This window comes from Shewanella sp. MF05913, from assembly GCF_059758095.1.
This window is the reverse complement of the sequence record NZ_JCAYNT010000001.1, coordinates 352187-371828: the sequence shown is the minus strand read 5'-3', so window position 1 is coordinate 371828 and position 19642 is coordinate 352187. Positions and strand designations below refer to the sequence as shown.

The window sequence follows — 19642 nt, the reverse complement described above, 5'->3', positions numbered from 1 at the left end:
GCGGCACCGGGTGATGCCGCAGTTGAACTTACATAAATTTATAGTCGAACGTCACACCCACTTGGCGAGGGTCGCCATAACGAATGTATTGTTTGTCGGCCCAATCTAAGTCGGGTTCGTTACCAAAATAGAAGCCGCGCACACCGTACTCTTTATCAAATAAATTACGGCCCCATAAGTAAGCCGACCATGTTGCTGTTTCGTAACCTAGGCGGGCATTATAAATGGTGTATGCATCTGATGTTGACTCGTTGCTGTCTGAGTAATAAAAATCACTTTTGCCACTGGCATTGATATTAGCAAACCAGCCCGAATCGGCGACATACGTCATACCGGCACTGTAGGTAAAATTAGGAGAATGGGCGAGCTCACGACCCGACAAATCAATAATCGAACCGTATTTGTCACTGTATTCATACTGGCCGTATTCTGTTTCTAACCAACCAATGCTGCCGTAAAACTCAATATTTTCAGTGATGTACCATTTAGCATCGACTTCAGCGCCGTAGTTTTGTGAGCTACCGGCATTTTCAGTAAATAATACAAATCGTTGTGGATTATCTGGGTCTTGTAAAGAGGCTGACACTTGTTGATCTTCACGATCCATGAAGAATATTGCCAATGTCGAGTCAACCTTGCCGTCTAACCAAGTCGATTTCATGCCGATTTCGTAGTTATATAAAATCTCGGTATCAAACTCTTTTTTGTTGGCTAATTCTGTTGGCAACGTCATATTAAAGCCACCCGCTTTATAGCCTCGCGCAATGCGTGCATAAGCATTATGATTGCTATTAATGGCTTTTGATAAGGCGATATGACCGCCCCACATGTTTTCTGACGGATCAAAATTATCATTATTACTGTCGCGGTATTCACTGTCTCTTTGCTCAAAACGCAAACCGGTAGACAACAAATAATCATTGCCTAAATGACTGTCTAATTGAGCAAACACAGCATAATTTGTGGCTTCGTAGCTCGACTGTAACACTTCATCTGGCCAGGTGTTGTATTCTGAATATAAGTCATTATCTTCATTGAGGTTCATGGCATATACACCCACTAACCAATCAGTGCTACCTGCAAAAATTCGCCCGGCATCTTTTGATGATAAACGAAACTCCTGGGTAAGCGTTTGGCGGTCGCCTTCTTTATCCCAGGTATAATCGTACTCACATGGCTCGCTGCCTGTGACGTTGTAGTCATCATCGTACAAGGTACATTGCTTGCTGGCCCAGTAATCTGGGTTTGCCCAGTCACCGTCATATGCGTGGTGGTGGTCAGTTTGCGCAATGGAGGTGAGCGAGGTGAAGTCAAATGCTGTGGCACCGGTATAAATAAACTTAAGCCCAGCACCTGTTGTTTCTTGCGCATCAATACCTGGTTGGTCTGTTAAGGTATTAGTGGTGTTGTTGTCTAGTGTCCAGGCATCATAACCGTTATCGAAATTGGCATGTAATAAGGTCAAATCAATTTGTAAATCGTCTGTGGCATACCAGCGTAATTTAGCGCGGGCACTGAGCTCGTCACGTTGATTGCTGTCGTCACTATTTAGGTACAGATTATCTCGGTAACCATTTTGAGTATGTTGTTCAACCGATACCCGATACAGCAATTTGCCTGAGTCATTTAATGGCCCAGAACTAAAGCCAGAAAAAGTGCGTAAATCATCATCGCCAACGCTAACTTTTGCGCCATGCTCAAATGAATCGGTAGGGTCATTACTTTTTAGATAAATTAATCCCGCTAAGGCATTGGCACCATATTGAGTCCCTTGCGGTCCGCGCAGCACTTCAACCTGTTGCATGTCATACATGCTCGACACCATGCCAAGCCCTGATAAATCAATATCATCGACTACAAAGCCAACCGATGAGTTTGGCGCGCCCTGGTATTGCTCTTGCTCACCGACACCGCGGATTTGGAAGTATTTAGGACGAGAGCTACCACCAGACCAGTTAAAGTTAGCAATGGAATTCAGCACATCTTCAAAATGCTGCGCACCTTCGTCTTCAAGTTGCTGAGCATCAATAACGGTCACGCTCGATGGCATTTTATCAAGGCTGATATTACTAAAATCAGCATTAACAACAATGACTTCCATTTTTTCATATTCGGGAGTTACGCGCTCAACATCAGCCGTTTTGGCTAAAACAATCGGCGAGCTTAGTGCTGCGATAACCGCTAAGGCAATTGGGGTGTGGGTTAACCCGGTAGATTTTTTCGTGAACATAGGACCTCAAATAGTTATTTTGAGATCCGGCAAGAGTAGCGAATAAGAGGTGCACTTAAAGATAGTGTGGCCCATTCCTACGCCGGTATAAGCCGGATCAGGTTCTAAGGGTTCGTCTTAACGACATCTCAGTTCAGTATTGCTGAACACCCCTTGGCGGCCACGAGTATAAACTATCTAAAATCTGATTACACGATCCGTCATACAATTTGATAACACAAAAAGCACTTTGCCAATGTCGACATTATGCTAGTGCCTTTGTCGTATCAAACAAGCAATAAACAGCGTGTACAAAATACGAATTTAAAGCGTTAATCAGAGTAGGTTTCGCGCACGTATACCTCAAAATGACTGACTTGAGTATTAGGTGCTACTGCACTGACTTGCAATTGTTGCATGCCATGTAATTTGACCGACTTCCAACTTGTTGCCTCATTTTCAATGGTATAACCGTTGGCATCAAACCAGGTAAATTTGTATTGCACGCGTAAGTCTGTGCTCGATTTACTCTGAATTAACGCCGAGGCTTTAACTAAGTCGCCCACCATAATTGACGCAATATCAGTGACATTGACATCACTGGCAAAAGAGCTGCTATCAACGCGAACTTGCCCATTAGAGTCAAGGGCAATACCCGCGGTGTTGTGAGCACAAGCGCCAAGTAACAACGTTGATGTGAGTACGATAATCGATGCGAGTTTCATAATCTTTTCCTTAAATGTTACTGGCGGTTTGGGTTATTAATCTAATAAAAAATGCGCTCTGGCTGTGGCAATCAATTGCTTACGATTGGTTTGCCAACAATTGATACTCACATTGGCCACGCGGCGCCCTTGACGGGTAATTTTACATTCTGCAAAGGTGTCTTGATGTAAACCTGCGCGTAAATAGTCAATTGAAAAGTCGACAATTTTAGGCACCTTTTTGGCCTGCATAAACACCATTAATTGCACAATGGCCGACATTTCCATAAAGCCTGCAATCACGCCACCGTGAATAGCCGGTAGAATGGGATTGCCGATATTGTCATCTTTTGCGGGTAATCTAAATACCATTTCGTCGCCAAAACGGGCTACAGACATACCAATAAATTGTGAGTACGGCACTTTTTCAAGCAAATAACTGTAGTCATTTAACTCAATGGCACGCTTTACCACATCTTGAACATCCAACTCACTTGATGCCACCTGGGTTGTTTGCTCAGTCATGCTGACTCTCCGGCAAGTTTCCCATTAACGCCTGACGAAACTCTTCGCCAACCATTTCAGGGCTAATACGCATAAATGAACCTACCGCATGGGCAATCGGTTCATCAATACTTTCTTGATAGGCAATCGCGCGGGTAAAGGCCACACTAGACGATAAACGGTAACACTCTGCAAAGGCATAAACCGGTTTATGTGGCTCAGCAGGCTTCATGTAATCGACCCGTAAATCTAATGTTGGTGACAACTCAAGCGATTGATATTTTTTTAAAATGGCGCACACCACTGCGGTGCCGCAAGCGGTGTCGATGAGGGTGGTAATCACCCCACCATGGATCACACCCGTATCAGGGTAACCAATAATATCCTGGCTGTATGGCAACTCAATTAATACGTGATGCTCACTGGCTTCTTTAACACTTAACCCTAAGCGACGACACTGAGCCAGTTGGTTAACAAAACGAGTGGCCACTTCAGTTAATGGGAAAAAATCACTGTTAATTTTCATTAGTCGCGGCTCAGCATTGGACCTAATGGCTTACCGCCTAAAAGATGCATATGAATATGGTATACCTCTTGGCCACCATGTTTATTACAATTCATAATCAAACGATAGCCATCTTCTGCAATGCCTGCTTCATCGGCTAATTTAGCCGCTACGGTCATCATTCGGCCTAAGGCTTTTTCATCTGATGCTTTGACATCATTTGCCGTGGCGATTAAATGGTTAGGAATAATAAGTATGTGCGTGGGCGCTTGCGGAGCGATATCACGAAATGCAGTGACGAGTTCATCTTGATATAAAATATCGGCTGGAATTTCACGACGAATAATTTTACTGAATATGGTTTCTTCGGCCATTTTAGGATCCTTAATGAATGACAGCATTTTGCTAATGATGATAGTAACAAGTCTTTGATCTCTGACTCCAGAAAAAACTCAATAAATCAGTTATCTTTTACAGAAAATGGGATTCGTTTGCTTAACCGAGTCATTTTTGGCAGCATTGTCGATTATAGCTCAATCCTTTTGATTGCAACGCTTCTACTATTTGGAATTCTTTATGCATTATCATATCCATGCGATCGATCCTAAAGCGCACTTATTTGAAGTCACTCTCACCGTCACCCAAGCCTCACCGTCACAAGTTTTTTACCTACCGGCCTGGTTACCTGGCAGTTACATGATCCGTGATTTTGCTAAAAACATTATCGAAATTGACGCCACAGAAAATCAACAAGCATTAACCGTCACCCAGTTAGATAAGCAAACCTGGCAGGTAAATAACCAGGGTAGCGACATCATATTATGCTATCAAATTTACGCCTGGGATTTATCGGTACGTACCGCCCACCTTGATACAAACCACGGTTTCTTTAATGGCAGTAGCGTATTTTTAGCCGCCAAAGGGCTTGAATTACACCCGCACCAGGTCACCATAGCTAAACCCGCATTAGCCGAATTAAGCCACTGGACTTTGGCCACCAGCATGAACAGAACCGCTGGCGAACAATTTGGTTTTGGTGATTTTAGCGCACCAAACTACGATGACTTAATCGATCATCCCGTTGAAATGGGCGAGCTGAGCATCGAAACCTTTTATGCTGCTGGAGTGCCCCACGATATCGTATTAAGTGGTAAACATCGCGCCAATATGACTCGCCTGGCTAAGGATTTAACCGCCATTTGCGAGTATCAAATTAACTTATTTGGCACGCCTGCACCGTTTGAACGTTATGTGTTTATGACCACGGTATTAGATAACGGCTTTGGCGGACTCGAACATAAAGCCTCAACCGCTTTAATGTGCTCGCGCAATGACCTACCTTTGTCACTCGATGCTCCGGTTGATAAAGGCTATCGGACCTATTTGTCACTTTGCAGCCACGAATACTTCCATTCATGGAACGTAAAACGCATTAAACCTGCCGAATTTACCCCATTTGATTTATCGCAAGAGTCGTACACAGAGCAATTATGGGCATACGAAGGGATTACGTCATATTACGATGATTTAATTACTTTTAAGTCTAAGTGCATTAATGAAAAAGGTTATTTAACTCTGCTGAGCCAAATTATGACGCGAGTGTATCGCGGCGAAGGACGCTTTAAGCAAACCCTTAAGCAATCGAGCTTCAACGCATGGACCAAGTTTTACAAGCAAGATGAAAATGCGGCTAACGCCATTGTGAGTTATTACACCAAAGGCGCACTATTTGCGTTGTATTTAGACCTAACCATCCGCATAGAAACCCAGGGCAAGCACAGCCTTGATGATGTAATGCGCACGTTATGGCAACAATATGGATTGCCGCAAATCGGCACCAATAACATGAGCCATCAACAGATTGTTGAAAAACTGCTTAACCGCTCGTGTGATGATATTTTTGCTTATTTAGACAACACCCAAGACATACCGCTAAGCAACTTGCTTGAACAGGTCGGCGTTAGCATGACAGTGCGTGCAAGTGAGGGTGTCACCGATCTCGGTGGCGGGGATGCCAAAGGTTATAAAATCGCATTTGGTGCCAAAACAAAGCCTGAAGCACTTGGCCTAAAAGTGTTAGCGGTTAGCCAAAATAGCCCTGCACATCAAGCGGGACTCAGCGCCGGAGATTTACTGATCGCCGCTGACAATTTACAAGTTAACGCCCAATTTGAGCAGCAACTGCAAAGCTATAGCGTAGGACAACAACTCAATTTACATTGGTTTAGACGCGATGAATTAATGCAAGGCCAACTGCCAGTGCGAGAAGCAATTGCCGACACGATTTCTTTAACCATTAGCGATGCCAGTAAAACCGCACTTTGGTTTAACTAGCAGTGGATTAACTGACAATGGTTTAAGTGATAGAGGTTAAACCCTCCACAAAAAGCAGACACAAAAATGGGTATCAACTGATACCCATTTCTATTTACAAAAGCTGTTGAGCTAAGGATTATACCCTCACCTCATGCATGTGAGTTTGCGCCCAGGCAATGGCTTGGCCTCTGCAGGAAACACCTATCTTTCTAAATGCACGATATAAGTGAGTTTTAATCGTTGATTCACTAACAAATAATTGATTCGCAATATCTAAATTGGTACTACCTGACAATAAGGCGTGCAGCACTTCACGTTCGCGGATAGTCAACTGATCGCCTTCCACTTCGTTATCATCATTCATCATCGAATGTAATAACTCCTGCGGCATGACACTTCGCCCTTTCATTATGTCGTTCAATCCCAAACTGATTTCCGTTAAGCTGGTGTCAGCGTAAAAAACCCCTAGAGTCGTCGAAGGGTGAATAAGAAAACGCGTATCAAGTTGTTTGGGGAAGTTAATAAACACAGTATGGATAGAGCTATATTCTCGCTCAATAAGACGTTGTAATTGATAAGCTTGTTGGATATCGATGGTTGCTAAGTCAAAATAGACCACTGAAATAACTTCTTCAACCAATTTATTTGCCATATTACCGGGCTGGGCGGGAGTTAATTTAACTAAAAATTCTTGCGGCCAACGGCAATCAAGTAAGTCAATGAGCAACTGAGATCGTGACACTAACATCCAATTTACGACTTTAAACATCTCAAACACTCCATGTGAACTGACTAAACGACTTCATTGCCAAGTAATATTCCAACATGTGAATATTACCAATCATCCTCATTGTTGAAAATAAGCCAAAAGAGCCATCACCATAAAAAAATAACACTTTAGTATTAATGCTAACTAATTATCTATACGTAAGGTTATTTTAGTGAATTGATTTCATTAATGCCCGATTTTTATACTCAGAAACCATATTAGGCCTAAACCAATAAGCTGGTGATAAAAGCCAGAAAAAGTACGATGGAGGTGGCTTGCCAAAATCTGACTGGATTACGATTGATAAGTGGCACAAAATGCTTTGGGCGTTGACGAGCACTGGCGGTGGTTAATTGGTGAATAAGCTCGCAAGTGTCGGCCTGGCGCAAATTAGGCTCAATGCTTAAGGCTTTTTTTAGGGCTTGGTCTATCCAGATGGGCACCATGGGATTGAGTTGGTGCACATTGACGTATTCTAATCGCGAGAAAGCTTGCCTGGTATTGCATTTGCTGAGCTTGCCTTTAAAGGGGTGTTCACCTGCCAACATTTCATAAGCAATCACAGCAAGGGAAAACAAATCAGCTCGTCCATCAGCCTGATAACCCAATATCACCTCTGGAGCGGTATAATCTGCAGTCCCCAAAATATGATCGCGTGTCAGTGGAGTGCTAATTTCAGCAACGCCTTTGATATAACAAGAGCCAAAATCGATAATTTTCACCACGCCATCACGGGTAATAAAAATATTATCCGGCTTTAAATCTTGATGTAGCGTTTCTCGGCGATGAAATGCTCTAACGCCTAATTCGATTTGCTTTAGCAGCGCTAGCACATCTTCTACTGGGGCTTTTTTATGTTGAACGAGCCATTGCGCTAAGCTCACTCCTGGGAGAAATTCGGTTAAGTAATACAATGCCGATTTAGGTTGATGTTGCTCTACCACCTTCACGACATGAGTACTGTTTATACGCTGACCAATCCAGCTTTCTAACATAAAACGCTCAATATAAGCCGCATCATCAATGTAATTAACTGAAGGCGTTTTCATGCAAAAAGCGTGTTGCTGCTGATTCTCAACCCGATACACCTGGCTCCGTTGAGATTGATGAATAATGTGAGTGACTCGATAACCATCAAGCTTCATCCCGACACTCAGCGGAGGCGGAAATGGACGCTGCGATAAATGATGGTAAACATCATCAATGGCTTGTTTCGGCAATTGCTGAACACACAATAATTGCGCACTCAAATTATCTTTACTGCCAAGTTCAAATGCTTTTGTTATCAATTTACGGCAAAAATGCTCACATAAATCATCGCTTAATTGCGGATGTAATTGATAAAAACTGCTTATCCTTTGCAGTAATTCAAACTCTGTAAATTGGTCGTGTATGCCATCGGTAGTCAGCAAGTAAAGATCGTCTTGCTCAACCGTTAATGCTTTATAATCAACATCTAATTTGACATCCATGCCTAATGCGCGGGTTAAATATTGATGCGATGCGTTTATTTTTGTGCTGTGATCATGGCTTAATTGGCTTAACTCGCCACGGCGAAAACGATAAATGCGTGAATCACCCACATGTAGCATGTGCACAGTGCACGACTTAAACACCAATGCGCTGAAAGTACATACAAATCCACGCCGTGCATCGCGATAATCTTGCCCTAACCCATACAGCCAACGGTTTAATGCGGTTAAGACTTTGGCGCTTGAGGTTTGCACGCTCCAGCTATCTGGTGTGGAGTAATAATCGGCTAAAAAATTACTCACGCTAATCGCTGATGCTTGTGCGCCTCCCTCTGCGGTACTGACACCATCACTTATCACGCTGACGATACCTTTAGTCATAAGAGATACACCACTCGGGATGCGTATGCCTATCGCATCTTCGTTTTGCGATTTATGACCTTTTTCAGAGGCTTGCCCCACTACCAATTGCAAACTGGTTGCAAAAGGCAGCGTGTCATCTATCACAGGGCTGGCATGTGTATCTAACTTAGGAGACATAGGTTTCCTGCTGTAATAACGATCCCACTCATAGGTTCATCTAACTGACGCTGATCAAGGTCACTTCGCCGTCTTCATTCACCTCGGCAATATGACCTTTCGGCTCATTCATAAAGAATAAGGTAATAAAACCAAATACGGCACTCACAGCAATGACATAGAAGAACGTTTGTGTCGACACCATTGAATATACCGTTAAGAAAAACACTGCGCCAACATTTCCATAAGCTCCTGTCATACCGGCAATTTGACCGGTTAAACGACGTTTAATGAGTGGTACTGCAGCAAAAACTGCGCCCTCACCGCCTTGAACAAAGAAAGAACACGCCATCACCACAACCACCGCAAGAGGTAATGACCAACTTGAGTCTATTTGTGCTACCGATAAATACCCTATCGCTAAACCAGCAGTTAAAATCAATAGTGTGGTTTTACGGCCAAACTTATCACTTAACCAGCCACCGCCTGGGCGAGACATCAGGTTCATAAAGGCATAACTGGATGCCACCATACCTGCTTGCGCCATACCTAATGCAAAGGTTTCGGCAAAAAATAATGGCAACATTGACACCACCGCCAACTCAGAACCAAATGTGGTGAAATACAATACATTGAGTACCGCAACTTGCTTAAACTCGTAACGTTCAAACTCTGGCACTTCAACAGAAAAGAGATGCTTGTTGACCTGATAGGTTTGATAAAAATCAATTAAAAATACAAAGGCTAAACCGGCGTAAATCAAATTTGTCGTATCTTGAGTAAACATGCTGACACCCGCTGGCGACAACTTCCATCCCAATAACGCTAAGGTGGCATACATCGGCACTTTCATGACAATGAGTAACACTAAATCATTTTTGCTGGTTACCTCTAACCCGCCGCCTTTTTTGGGCTTAAAGTATGTTGAGCCTTTTGGTGTGTCGGTGACATTAAAGTAGTAAACAAACGAAAACAATAAGCTCATTAAACCAGTAATACCAATGGCATAGCGCCAACCGTCTGGGCCACCAAATGCAAGAGCAACCGCGGGTAAAGTAAAGGCTGCAGCAGCTGAACCAAAGTTACCCCAACCGCCGTAAATGCCCTCTGCGGTGCCCAACTCTTTAGCCGGAAACCATTCACTGACCATACGAATACCAATCACGAAACCGGCACCAATAAAGCCAATTAAAAAACGGGCTAATGCGAGCTGTTCAAATGAATCGGCAACGGCAAACATAAAGCACGGAATAGAACAAATGGCGAGTAACGCCGAATAGGTTATCCGCGGTCCGTATTTATCGGTCACCATCCCGATAATAATCCGCGCAGGAATGGTTAAAGCAACGTTGAGGATCAGTAAGGTTTTAATTTGTGCGGTCGTCAGCCCCAAGCTGTCGGCTATCACACTCACCAGCGGTGCGGCGTTAAACCACACCACGAAGGTGATAAAAAAAGCCATCCAGCTTAAATGCATAATCTTCATTTTGCCGTTAAAAGAAAATAACTTAAATTTTTCAGCACTCATCGTAATACTCCTTATGCTTTGGCTAATACAAGGACATGTCCCTGCTCAGTTTTAATATCAAACGGACTGGCAATTAATGACGTATCTTCAATACACACGCCTGTGGTTAATCGATAATGTTGTTTGTATAACGGCGATGCCACGCACAGTTCACCGTCCATTTCACAAATTAATCCGCGAGCTAATAAGCCCACGCCTGAGGCGGGGTCGACATTATCGATGGCATACAAACCATCTTTGCCTAAGTTAAAAATAGCCACTGCCTTTCCAGCAACCCAGGCAGCAACACCTGTGCCTATGGGTAAGCTTGTTTCTTCACACACATTAATCCAACTCATGCTAATACCTCATCTACTTTTGCTTGTTGCTCAGTGGTTTGCTGCTCGGTAATTTTTTGCTCAGTAATCTGTTTAATCGCAATGTTGCCTGCACCGGTATCTTTACCATTAGGGAAGCGCTGATCGCGCACACGCTGGTATGCATTAGCATCTGCAACAGGTGCCTCACTTGGGTTAACAAACTCATTAAAGCGCGCTAAGAAAGCCGGTTGTTCAAGACTGGTTTTCCATTCACATTGATACGTTGCTGCAATCAACTCTATCTGTTGTTCTAAGGTTGAGTTGATCCCCAGCGCGTCATCAATGACCACTGATTTTAAATATGCTAAGCCGCCTTCTAATGAATCCATCCAGGTAGAGGTGCGCTGCAGTTTGTCGGCGGTTTTAACGTAAAACATCAAAATACGGTCGATGTATTGATAAAGCGTTTCGGTCGATAAATCGGTAGCAAACAAATCACCGTGACGTGGACGCATACCGCCATTGCCTGCCACATAGAGGTTCCAACCTTTGTCGGTTGCGATAATGCCGATATCTTTACTTTGTGCTTCGGCGCATTCGCGAGTACATCCCGATACGGCAAACTTCAATTTATGCGGGCTGCGTAGGCCCTTGTAACGATTTTCTAAATCGATGGCAAAACCCACCGCATCTTGCACGCCATAACGGCACCAGGTACTGCCGACACAAGACTTAACCGTTCTTAAAGACTTGCCGTAGGCATGTCCCGTTTCAAACCCTGCATCAATGAGTTTTTGCCAAATTTCAGGTAATTGTGACAAGGTTGCACCAAACATATCGATACGCTGCCCACCTGTGATTTTGGTATATAAGTCATACTCTTGGGCAATCTGCCCCATTGAAATCAACTTGGCAGGGGTAATTTCGCCACCGGCAACCCGTGGCACAATAGAATAAGTGCCGTCTTTTTGGATATTGCCTAAATACGCATCATTGGTGTCTTGCAGCTGAACATGGCCGCTGTCTTGGTTTAATACATATTGGTTTTGTAAACTGGCAAAAATCGAGGCGGCTGCAGGTTTACAAATATCGCAACCATACGTGTGACCGCTTGCTGAAGGTTTGCCGTGTTGACGCATTAATGAATCAAAGTCATTAATGCCTTCCACTTGGCATAGGTGATACAAAGCTTGTCTGTCGTGATCAAAATGCGCACAAATACCGGCATTAAAATCAAGCCCAGCAGCTTGCAAGGTTTGATCAATAATTTTTTGCACTAATGGCGCACAACCGCCGCAACCCGACGCTGCGCGGGTACACGATTTAATTTCAGCCATCTTATGATTGCCAGCTGAAACCGCTTCAACAATGTCGCCTTTCGTCACTTGATGACAAGAGCATACGATAGACGTGTCTTTTAAGTCGGCTTCATCTTCAGCACCCGCAAGTAATAACTCAACTGCAGAGCCTGCAATTTCATCCTGAGATAAATACAAATCCAGTAAGCGGCTGTAATCGCTATTGTCGCCAATGAGTACCGCGCCTTTTAAATACTTACCACTGTCATCAAGCCAGAGTTTTTTATAAATACCCGTTTGATTATCAGACAACTCAACAAATTGAGCATCCTCAAAACCACGGCTTGCGCCAATAGCGGCCACATCGACGCCTAAGAGTTTAAGCTTGGTACTCATGTCGGCGCCGGTAAACGATTGGCTTGGGGTGTCAGATGATAATGAGGCAATATGCGAGGCCACTACACGTGCCATTTGATAACCGGGTGCCACTAAACCAAATATTTTTTGTTGCCATAATGCACATTCGCCGATGGCATACACATCGGGAGCTGACGTTAGGCAGTGATCGTCAATTTCAATACCGCCACGCTCACCAATACTAATATTTGACACGCGGGCTAAAGCATCCTGTGGGCGAATTCCGGCTGAAAAGACAATCATGTCGGTTTCAAGAAAAGATTCATCATTAAATGTCATGCGGTGCAGTGCAGTTTCACCATCAATAATGGCGGTCGTTGCTTTTGAGGTATGCACACTCACCCCGAGCTGCTCGATTTTACTGCACAGCAATTCACCGGCTTTATCATTAAGCTGAACGGGCATCAATTGTGGCGCAAACTCGACAACATGGGTTTTCACCCCAAGTTGCATCATGGCATTCGCAGCTTCTAAGCCCAGTAGTCCGCCGCCGACAACCACCCCGACCTGACTATTTTTCGCCGCTGATTGAATAGCCTCAAGATCTTCAATGGTGCGATAGACTAAACATTGAGCGCGATCGTTGCCTTGTATTGGCGGCACAAATGGAAACGAACCAGTCGCCAAAATTAATCGGGTATACGAGTAACATTCACCTTGGGCACTTGTGACGGTTTTCGCTGCGATATCAATCGCCGTGATGGGAGTATTTAAATGCAGATTAATGCCCCAATCTTGATAATCCTGCGCACTGGTTAGCATTAACGGATCGGCACTGCCTGTCTCAAAATATTTAGATAACTGCACTCGGTCATAGGCTGGACGAGGCTCTTCGCCAAACACATGTACTTCAAAGGTTTTATTCAGCCCTAGACTGCATAATTGCTCAATAAAGTGATGACCCACCATGCCATTGCCAACGACCACTAATTTGGGTTTTGAGACTGTCATTTCCTGCTCCTTCATGCCTTGGATGGTAAAAAACAAAATGGCGCCAACTCCTGTTAAAGAGTTGGCGCCATTGCCAGTTACAATCCCGATTTTTTTAAATTTTACTGTTCGTGCTTTTATGGGTTATGTCCCATTAATGCGTTGCAGTATCATACTGTGATGTTGCAGACTCTATGCCAACAAATAAAACTATGTAATAAATTGATTTATAAAGACTTTAAATATTCAACGTTAACTTTGTAGTGATAACACGTCCTTTTTAGGCTCAACCGCACCAACATTGGGCGCACCATCACTGTTCAATGTTATTTACTCCGCCAAACGAGCACGGTCAGATTGGCTAACCAGCGCAATAATTTGTGCGGACATTTGCGCCATCGACATGCCTTTTAACATCGCTTGCTGCTGTATAATCTGGTGTGCTTTAGTTTCATCAAACCCTTGTTGCATCACAATCAATTTAGCCCTACTCAGCAATTTAATGCTGCGGATCTCTTCGTCTAATTTTTTAAATTCTGCGAGCGTTTTACTGGCGGCATTAAAGCGAATTTGTGCCAAACTAATCACGCTGGTTAACCGATTCACCGTTAACATGTCGGGAATAAAAGTGATTCGTCCGCAATCAAGTAATTGTGACAGTACATCTTGTTGCCATGACTTGGCATTAACAATAATCACCATAGGTTTAATGGCCAAAGTGCGTTGTATTAACCCCTGAATTTGACTATGCAATTGGTCAGTTAGAATGAGTAAAGTATCAACATGTTGTTGATGTAAACGTTGCTCAATTTGGCTAATTGACGTCAACACACTGACATGCCCAAATGCCGCCAAACAAGCTTGGTATTGCACCACATCACAATCAACGACCGGCACCAGTGAAAAGCCTGCATCACAAAAAATTAAACTGCGCATGGTCGCTCCTTTTTGTGCCATTGAGCCAATAGGTTATTCGCATCACTCAAACGATTTGCCCAACACTGCTGACTTAAACTAATGGCCTGCTCTACCGTCAATGATTGTTGCGAACCGCCTGCCATATGGGATTGCTGATTAAGTAACAGTATTACGGCAGTTAATGTCGCGCTAATACTACTCAATGCTTGCTCAATCATGGTGCGCGACATAACACCACTAAGCTCAGTTGCCAGCGATGACTGATTTTCGCGCCATAACAGCGCAAGGATGTCGCTAGACAGGTCAGCCTGACCCACTTTTGCACCACAAAAGCCTGCTAATAATGTCGGGATAGTCGAGGTAGACACGGTTACATTGGCCGCTTTTTTACTGACGACTTTCATTAACGTAGCCACTCTGGGGTTAAATTCTGTTTCGCCTTGCAAGCCTTTAAAAATCGCAACATGACCGGCTGGATATTCATTATTAGCAAATAATGCTTCGCTGACCTGTTGATGCAAATCATCTAAGCCTGGGTGAAAATAACTGCGCAAACTGATTGGAGCGTTACTTGGATTAATACAGCGTGCAGCGGTTTGAATGACGCTGCGTAATCCCAATTCTTGATGTAATTGACGACAATCATCTAACACTGGGGCTAAGTCACCAGCGCGCACATAGACAATACCGTCAGACGCTAATGCTAACGCTGCACTTTGAGGGGTGGTGCAACACCGAATACTTAATGCATCTAAACATGACTCAACATGACGGCGATGCGGTAACGCTTGGCTATCGCCATGCAGCATCACACGGACACCTTGCTTAGCCAGCAATGTTGCCACCAGCAATAACCAAGGTAATTGTTCACGTTTACCTGCATAAACAGGCCAATCAATATCGACTGATAAAGACTGCCAATCACTATGTAACGTATGACGTAATCCCGCGACTATTCCGGCAACTTCATCCACGGTTTCGCCGCGAACTCGCATAAGCATCATTGCGCTCGCCATTTGTACTCGCGTGGCATGCCCTAACGCAAACCCTTCGAGTAACAGACTTGCTTCTGCAAACGTTAACGAACGAGATCCCTTTTCGCCTTTACCCAACGCTTTTATCAATAACCGAAAATCAAATGTTTCGGCAGATGTCAGGGTTAATTCACCTATTTTAGGCATACAGCGCCTCATATTGTGTATTGTCCAGTGAAGATGACAAGTCGATATCATCAAGTAAACAGGCAAGTTGCTGGCCGACACTGACCACCTCGCCAATAATGATTAACGTGGGTCCTGAGTCTTTAATGGTTAACGCTGCATCAGCCATTGAAGTCACTGTCGCAAACGTTACAATTTGATTAGGCCGACCTCCATTAGTGATAAATGCGACAGGTAAACTGGCGGTGCATTGTGCTGTAAGTAAGCCTGTTGCAATACGCGACGCTTGCTCTTTTCCCATATAGAAAACCAAGGTCGACTGCGCAGCTAATAATGCTTGCCACTGGCTAGGCGCAACAGCGTTATCAACATCGGTCATTTTTGTGCCAGTGATCAGCGTGACACTGCGAGCCATGCCGCGAAATGTAAGTGGGATCCCTGTGCTTGATGCACAACCTAAAGCAGCTGTGACGCCGGCAATAAATTGTGAACGAATACCCTGCTTGGCGAGATAAAGCGCTTCTTCAGATCCACGGCCAAAAATATGTGGGTCGCCACCTTTTAAGCGCACCACTTTCAAACCTTGTAGCGCAAGCTTTAGCAATAGCGCATTGATGTCATCTTGTTTAATACTTGGTTGGCCGCAACGCTTACCGACAAAGTGACGCTGACAATGTGTATCAACTAAAGTCAAAATATCGCTACTCACTAGGCTGTCGTAAACTAATGCATCTGCTTGGGCGACAATGCGCGCAGCTTTTATGGTCATTAAATCGAGTTGACCACACCCAGCGCCAACAATGGCAACCTCACCCGCTTGCAGCACATCTGCACAAGCGACGCCAACAGAGTTAACACCTTTGATTAATCCATCTACCGTATTCATTAGGCGACATCCTCTTCTGTTGCAGTAGCGTATTCAAGTTCGATGTACGATAAAGCCTGTTGCCAATGGTTTTGAGCACATTGCTTCACTTCACTATTACAGCTGCCACATTGTCGACCACACCCTAAGCTTGATTGCGTAACATCTAATGCCTTATTAAATTGCAGATGTTGCTTACCATCATGAAATATTTGTTGGTCAAACTGCGCATTTATCTCATCGGCAATTTGTGCATCAGTCACCCCGGTACAGGCACAAATTAACGGACTATTACCGGCATTAATTTGTTGATGTAACTGCTTTATAAACGTGTTGTCGACGGGCTTTCCAATAAAGGCATTCAGCGGCTCAACGGCTAGGTTAACCCGAGTGTGAGACAGCACTTTAATCGCGCTAACAATGCCCTTTTCCATATTGCATTGCACATGCAGACGCTGGCCATGAACATTAGCTGACCAGGCAAGTGAGTGGGCAGTAGCTTGATAAGCAAACCCCTCCTCTGCATCAGTAAATCCGACGTGATGACATATTCCGGTGGTTAATGTTTGAGCGACTTGCCAGCATAAACCTTGCGCTTCAGGATCGTGCAAACCAAACACCACACCTTGCAATGCCAGTTCGACAGGCTTCAGTACCACATCTTGACACTTATATCCGGGTTGCTGTGATACTGGGTCGACTCGGCTATCGAGGTATTGATTAATCCCTTTGCCTAATGAGAATTGCTTAGACCAATGCATGGACATCATTGCCATCTCAAGCGGTATATTTTGATCAACCACCACCCTGGCCAGAGCAAATGAAGTAGATTCTTTGTCTGCGGCGGAGCCGATAGTCACAAGGTCGCCATCTGCAATAGAAAAGCTCGCGAGGTTATCAGGATGAAGTTGTATTACAGGCTCTGGAATACTTGCTCGTAGACTCGCAATATGACCTGTGCGAGTCATAGTGTGCCATTGATCGCGACTGCGGCCACTGTTAAGTAATACGCTAGCCTGTTTAGCGACATTCGCAGCCACTTGCGTTACCGTCTTAGCGGGGAAAATGAATTGTGCTTTTCCTGTCGGCGTAGCAAATACCCCATCACTAAATACTCGCAGCCCTTGCTGACCAATGTGTTCAGCTGATGCTATTGGCCACTGAGTCGGTCTTAAATCGTCATATTCTTGTTGGCTTAAATCGGTTAACCCGCTTATATCAAATATCTTATTGGGAAATGCCTGCTTAACGTTTGCCGACAACGCGGCAAACTCACGAAACACGCTAGCGCTGTTGTCAAACTCAAATCCTTGAAAACCCATTTTTTGCGCCACTTGGCTTATGGCCCACCAATCCGCTTTGCTTTGTCCTTTGGGGGTAATAAAGCCCCGCTGACGGCTTATTGTGCGTTCACTATTGGTCACTGTTCCGCATTTTTCAGACCAACCTTGAGCGGGTAATAATACGTCTGCAAATTTAGCTGTATCAGAATCAGGGCTTATTTCAGACACCACCACAAAAGGACAATCGGCCAAGGCTTTAGCAATTTTATTACTGTTAGGCAATGACACCACAGGATTGGTGCCCATAATCCAAATGGCTTTTATTTTACCGTCTGCTAAGGCATCAAACATGTCGACAGCGGCTAAGCCTTTTTTGTCAGCAACGGTATCGACCTGCCAAAAATCGGCGAGTAGTTCACGTTCCGATTGAGAAAATCCCATATGACAAGCCAGTTGAGTGGCTAATCCCCCTACTTCGCGACCGCCCATCGCATTAGGTTGACCCGTTAATGAGAAAAAACCACATCCTGCTTGGCCAATATGCCCTAAGGCTAAATGACAATTAATAATCGCATTGGTGGTATCGGTGCCAATAACAGACTGGTTAACGCCTTGGCATGATGCTGTCAGTATGGCTTTATGTTGAATAAACAATTGATAAAATTGTTTCAATGTTGACTCGGTTAACCCCACTTGCTTTGCAAGGCCAAGTAGATCTGTACTCAATTGTTTGGCGTGACTTACCACAACATCAAAACCGTCGGTATGCGCATTAATGTATTCATGATTAACACGTTCATTATCCGCCAAGTAGCCTAACAAACCGTGGAACAAGGCTAAATCGGCACCTGGCGTAATCGCTAAATGTAGGTCAGCTTGTTTTGCTGTCGCGGTTGTAACTGGATCAATAACCACTAACGTTGTGTTATTGGTTTTTTTTGCTGCCAATATCCGTTGAAATAACACTGGATGAGTCCAAGCGGTATTCGCACCAATTAATACAATGACTTCTGCATGTTCAATATCGTCATAACAACCTGGAACCACATCTTCACCAAATGCCCGCTGCATAGCACTCACTGCAGATGACATGCATAAACGTGAATTAGTATCGACATTTGCCGTTTTTAAATAACCTTTGGCAAATTTGTTTGCCACATAATAATCTTCGGTGAGTAACTGGCCTGAAAGATAAAGTGCAACAGAATTGGCTCCGTACTGGGCGATAGTTTGCGCAAATTTATCAGCAATTAACGAACTGGCCTGATCCCACGGAATGGGTTTACCTGAGCGTAAAACAGGATAACGCAGCACATTGGGTTGCGCTAAACTGTCAAGCAGTCGCTCACCTTTTGCACACAAGTGACCATAATTTGCAGGGTGATGTTTATCACCGATCAAGGTTAAAGAAGACACATCAACGTCAACCCAATCGGCTTGAGTCGAGGACACGCTAACGCCGCACCCGACACCACAATAAGCACAACTTGATTGGATTATTGACATACATTGACCCTTTCACATTAACCATTTCATGATGGTATTACTGCGAAAGCTGTGCCAAAAAATTAACTTACTGATTTAACTTAGAAATAGAAAAAACAGACTGGTATTCAACGCTACATTTGCGCAACATAAGTGCAAACGCATGCACTTAAAGCGCGCATCTATTTGAAAACAAAAGAAATTAAATACCTATAAAGAGGTAGGAATACCCATCCGCATTATTAAGTGACCACTCAGAATGCGCCCAGCGGTTTTTGATTAAGGCGTCGCTATCTCTATTGTGTCTTGATGGTTGCTCTCCTTCAAATAGCGAGAAAGCAGAGCAAAAGCGGCTGGAGTATTTCTTTCTGGCGAGTCATCACTTATTAGCACGCAATGGTATTAGATTTATACTTCTCGGTTTTGAAAGAGGCCAGAAACAAAAATACCGACATTAATGT

The 19642-nt window shown here is 44.0% G+C and carries 15 protein-coding genes and 1 riboswitch; of the genes, 1 reads left to right on the top strand and 14 read right to left on the bottom strand.

From position 1 onward, the window contains the following. Window positions 1-28: 28 nt before the first annotated feature. From AC19MV_RS01660 to hinT, 5 genes are all read right to left on the bottom strand, one after another. On the bottom strand, window positions 29-2230 hold the full coding sequence (locus AC19MV_RS01660) for a TonB-dependent receptor (RefSeq protein ID WP_498305419.1): 2202 nt from the start codon (window positions 2228-2230) through the stop codon (window positions 29-31). A 57-nt stretch (window positions 2231-2287) separates the two neighbouring features. After that, a riboswitch (TPP riboswitch) is annotated at window positions 2288-2394 on the bottom strand. Between the two features lie 147 nt (window positions 2395-2541). After that, window positions 2542-2934 carry a YcfL family putative periplasmic lipoprotein gene (locus AC19MV_RS01655; RefSeq protein ID WP_432399680.1) on the bottom strand — a complete coding sequence of 131 codons (393 nt, stop codon included), beginning with the start codon at window positions 2932-2934 and terminating at the stop codon, window positions 2542-2544. Between the two features lie 36 nt (window positions 2935-2970). Continuing rightward, a complete protein-coding gene (locus tag AC19MV_RS01650) occupies window positions 2971-3438 on the bottom strand; it encodes a PaaI family thioesterase (protein WP_160056244.1) in 468 nt (155 codons plus the stop codon). Next, window positions 3431-3943, bottom strand: a complete 513-nt coding sequence (locus AC19MV_RS01645) for a PaaI family thioesterase (RefSeq protein WP_160056246.1) — start codon at window positions 3941-3943, stop codon at window positions 3431-3433. The genes AC19MV_RS01650 and AC19MV_RS01645 overlap by 8 nt, the downstream gene beginning before the upstream one ends. Further along, the gene (gene hinT / locus AC19MV_RS01640) at window positions 3943-4296 is read right to left on the bottom strand and encodes a purine nucleoside phosphoramidase (protein ID WP_160056248.1); all 354 of its coding nucleotides are present in this window, start codon (window positions 4294-4296) and stop codon (window positions 3943-3945) included. Before hinT ends, AC19MV_RS01645 begins: the two co-directional genes overlap by 1 nt. A gap of 202 nt (window positions 4297-4498) precedes the next feature. On the opposite strand from hinT, the gene AC19MV_RS01635 reads away from it, so the two are divergent. After that, window positions 4499-6256, top strand: coding sequence for a M61 family metallopeptidase (locus AC19MV_RS01635; RefSeq protein WP_498305418.1), 1758 nt, complete (start codon window positions 4499-4501; stop codon window positions 6254-6256). A 118-nt stretch (window positions 6257-6374) separates the two neighbouring features. Here AC19MV_RS01635 and AC19MV_RS01630 read toward each other — a convergent pair whose 3' ends face one another. The 9 genes from AC19MV_RS01630 to AC19MV_RS01590 all read right to left on the bottom strand — a co-directional run bounded on the left by AC19MV_RS01630 (window position 6375) and on the right by AC19MV_RS01590 (window position 19202). Beyond that, a complete protein-coding gene (locus tag AC19MV_RS01630) occupies window positions 6375-7007 on the bottom strand; it encodes a LuxR C-terminal-related transcriptional regulator (protein ID WP_498305417.1) in 633 nt (210 codons plus the stop codon). A gap of 224 nt (window positions 7008-7231) precedes the next feature. After that, window positions 7232-9019 carry a bifunctional protein-serine/threonine kinase/phosphatase gene (locus tag AC19MV_RS01625; RefSeq protein ID WP_498305416.1) on the bottom strand — a complete coding sequence of 596 codons (1788 nt, stop codon included), beginning with the start codon at window positions 9017-9019 and terminating at the stop codon, window positions 7232-7234. 40 nt (window positions 9020-9059) lie between these two features. Further along, window positions 9060-10526, bottom strand: a complete 1467-nt coding sequence (locus AC19MV_RS01620) for a NarK family nitrate/nitrite MFS transporter (protein ID WP_498305414.1) — start codon at window positions 10524-10526, stop codon at window positions 9060-9062. 11 nt (window positions 10527-10537) lie between these two features. After that, window positions 10538-10864 (bottom strand): nitrite reductase small subunit NirD, encoded by a 327-nt coding sequence (gene nirD, locus AC19MV_RS01615; protein ID WP_498297548.1) that lies wholly within the window; start codon window positions 10862-10864, stop codon window positions 10538-10540. Then, on the bottom strand, window positions 10861-13491 hold the full coding sequence (nirB, locus tag AC19MV_RS01610) for a nitrite reductase large subunit NirB (RefSeq protein ID WP_498305412.1): 2631 nt from the start codon (window positions 13489-13491) through the stop codon (window positions 10861-10863). Before nirB ends, nirD begins: the two co-directional genes overlap by 4 nt. Window positions 13492-13800: 309 nt before the next feature. Next, window positions 13801-14406, bottom strand: coding sequence for an ANTAR domain-containing response regulator (locus tag AC19MV_RS01605; RefSeq protein ID WP_498297552.1), 606 nt, complete (start codon window positions 14404-14406; stop codon window positions 13801-13803). Beyond that, the gene (locus AC19MV_RS01600) at window positions 14394-15569 is read right to left on the bottom strand and encodes a glycosyl transferase (protein ID WP_498305410.1); all 1176 of its coding nucleotides are present in this window, start codon (window positions 15567-15569) and stop codon (window positions 14394-14396) included. The genes AC19MV_RS01605 and AC19MV_RS01600 overlap by 13 nt, the downstream gene beginning before the upstream one ends. Further along, window positions 15562-16434, bottom strand: a complete 873-nt coding sequence (gene cobA / locus AC19MV_RS01595) for a uroporphyrinogen-III C-methyltransferase (RefSeq protein ID WP_498305409.1) — start codon at window positions 16432-16434, stop codon at window positions 15562-15564. Before cobA ends, AC19MV_RS01600 begins: the two co-directional genes overlap by 8 nt. Beyond that, window positions 16434-19202: a nitrate reductase gene (locus AC19MV_RS01590; RefSeq protein ID WP_498305408.1), complete on the bottom strand. Its 2769-nt coding sequence runs from the start codon at window positions 19200-19202 to the stop codon at window positions 16434-16436. Before AC19MV_RS01590 ends, cobA begins: the two co-directional genes overlap by 1 nt. Between the last annotated feature and the right edge of the window lie 440 nt (window positions 19203-19642).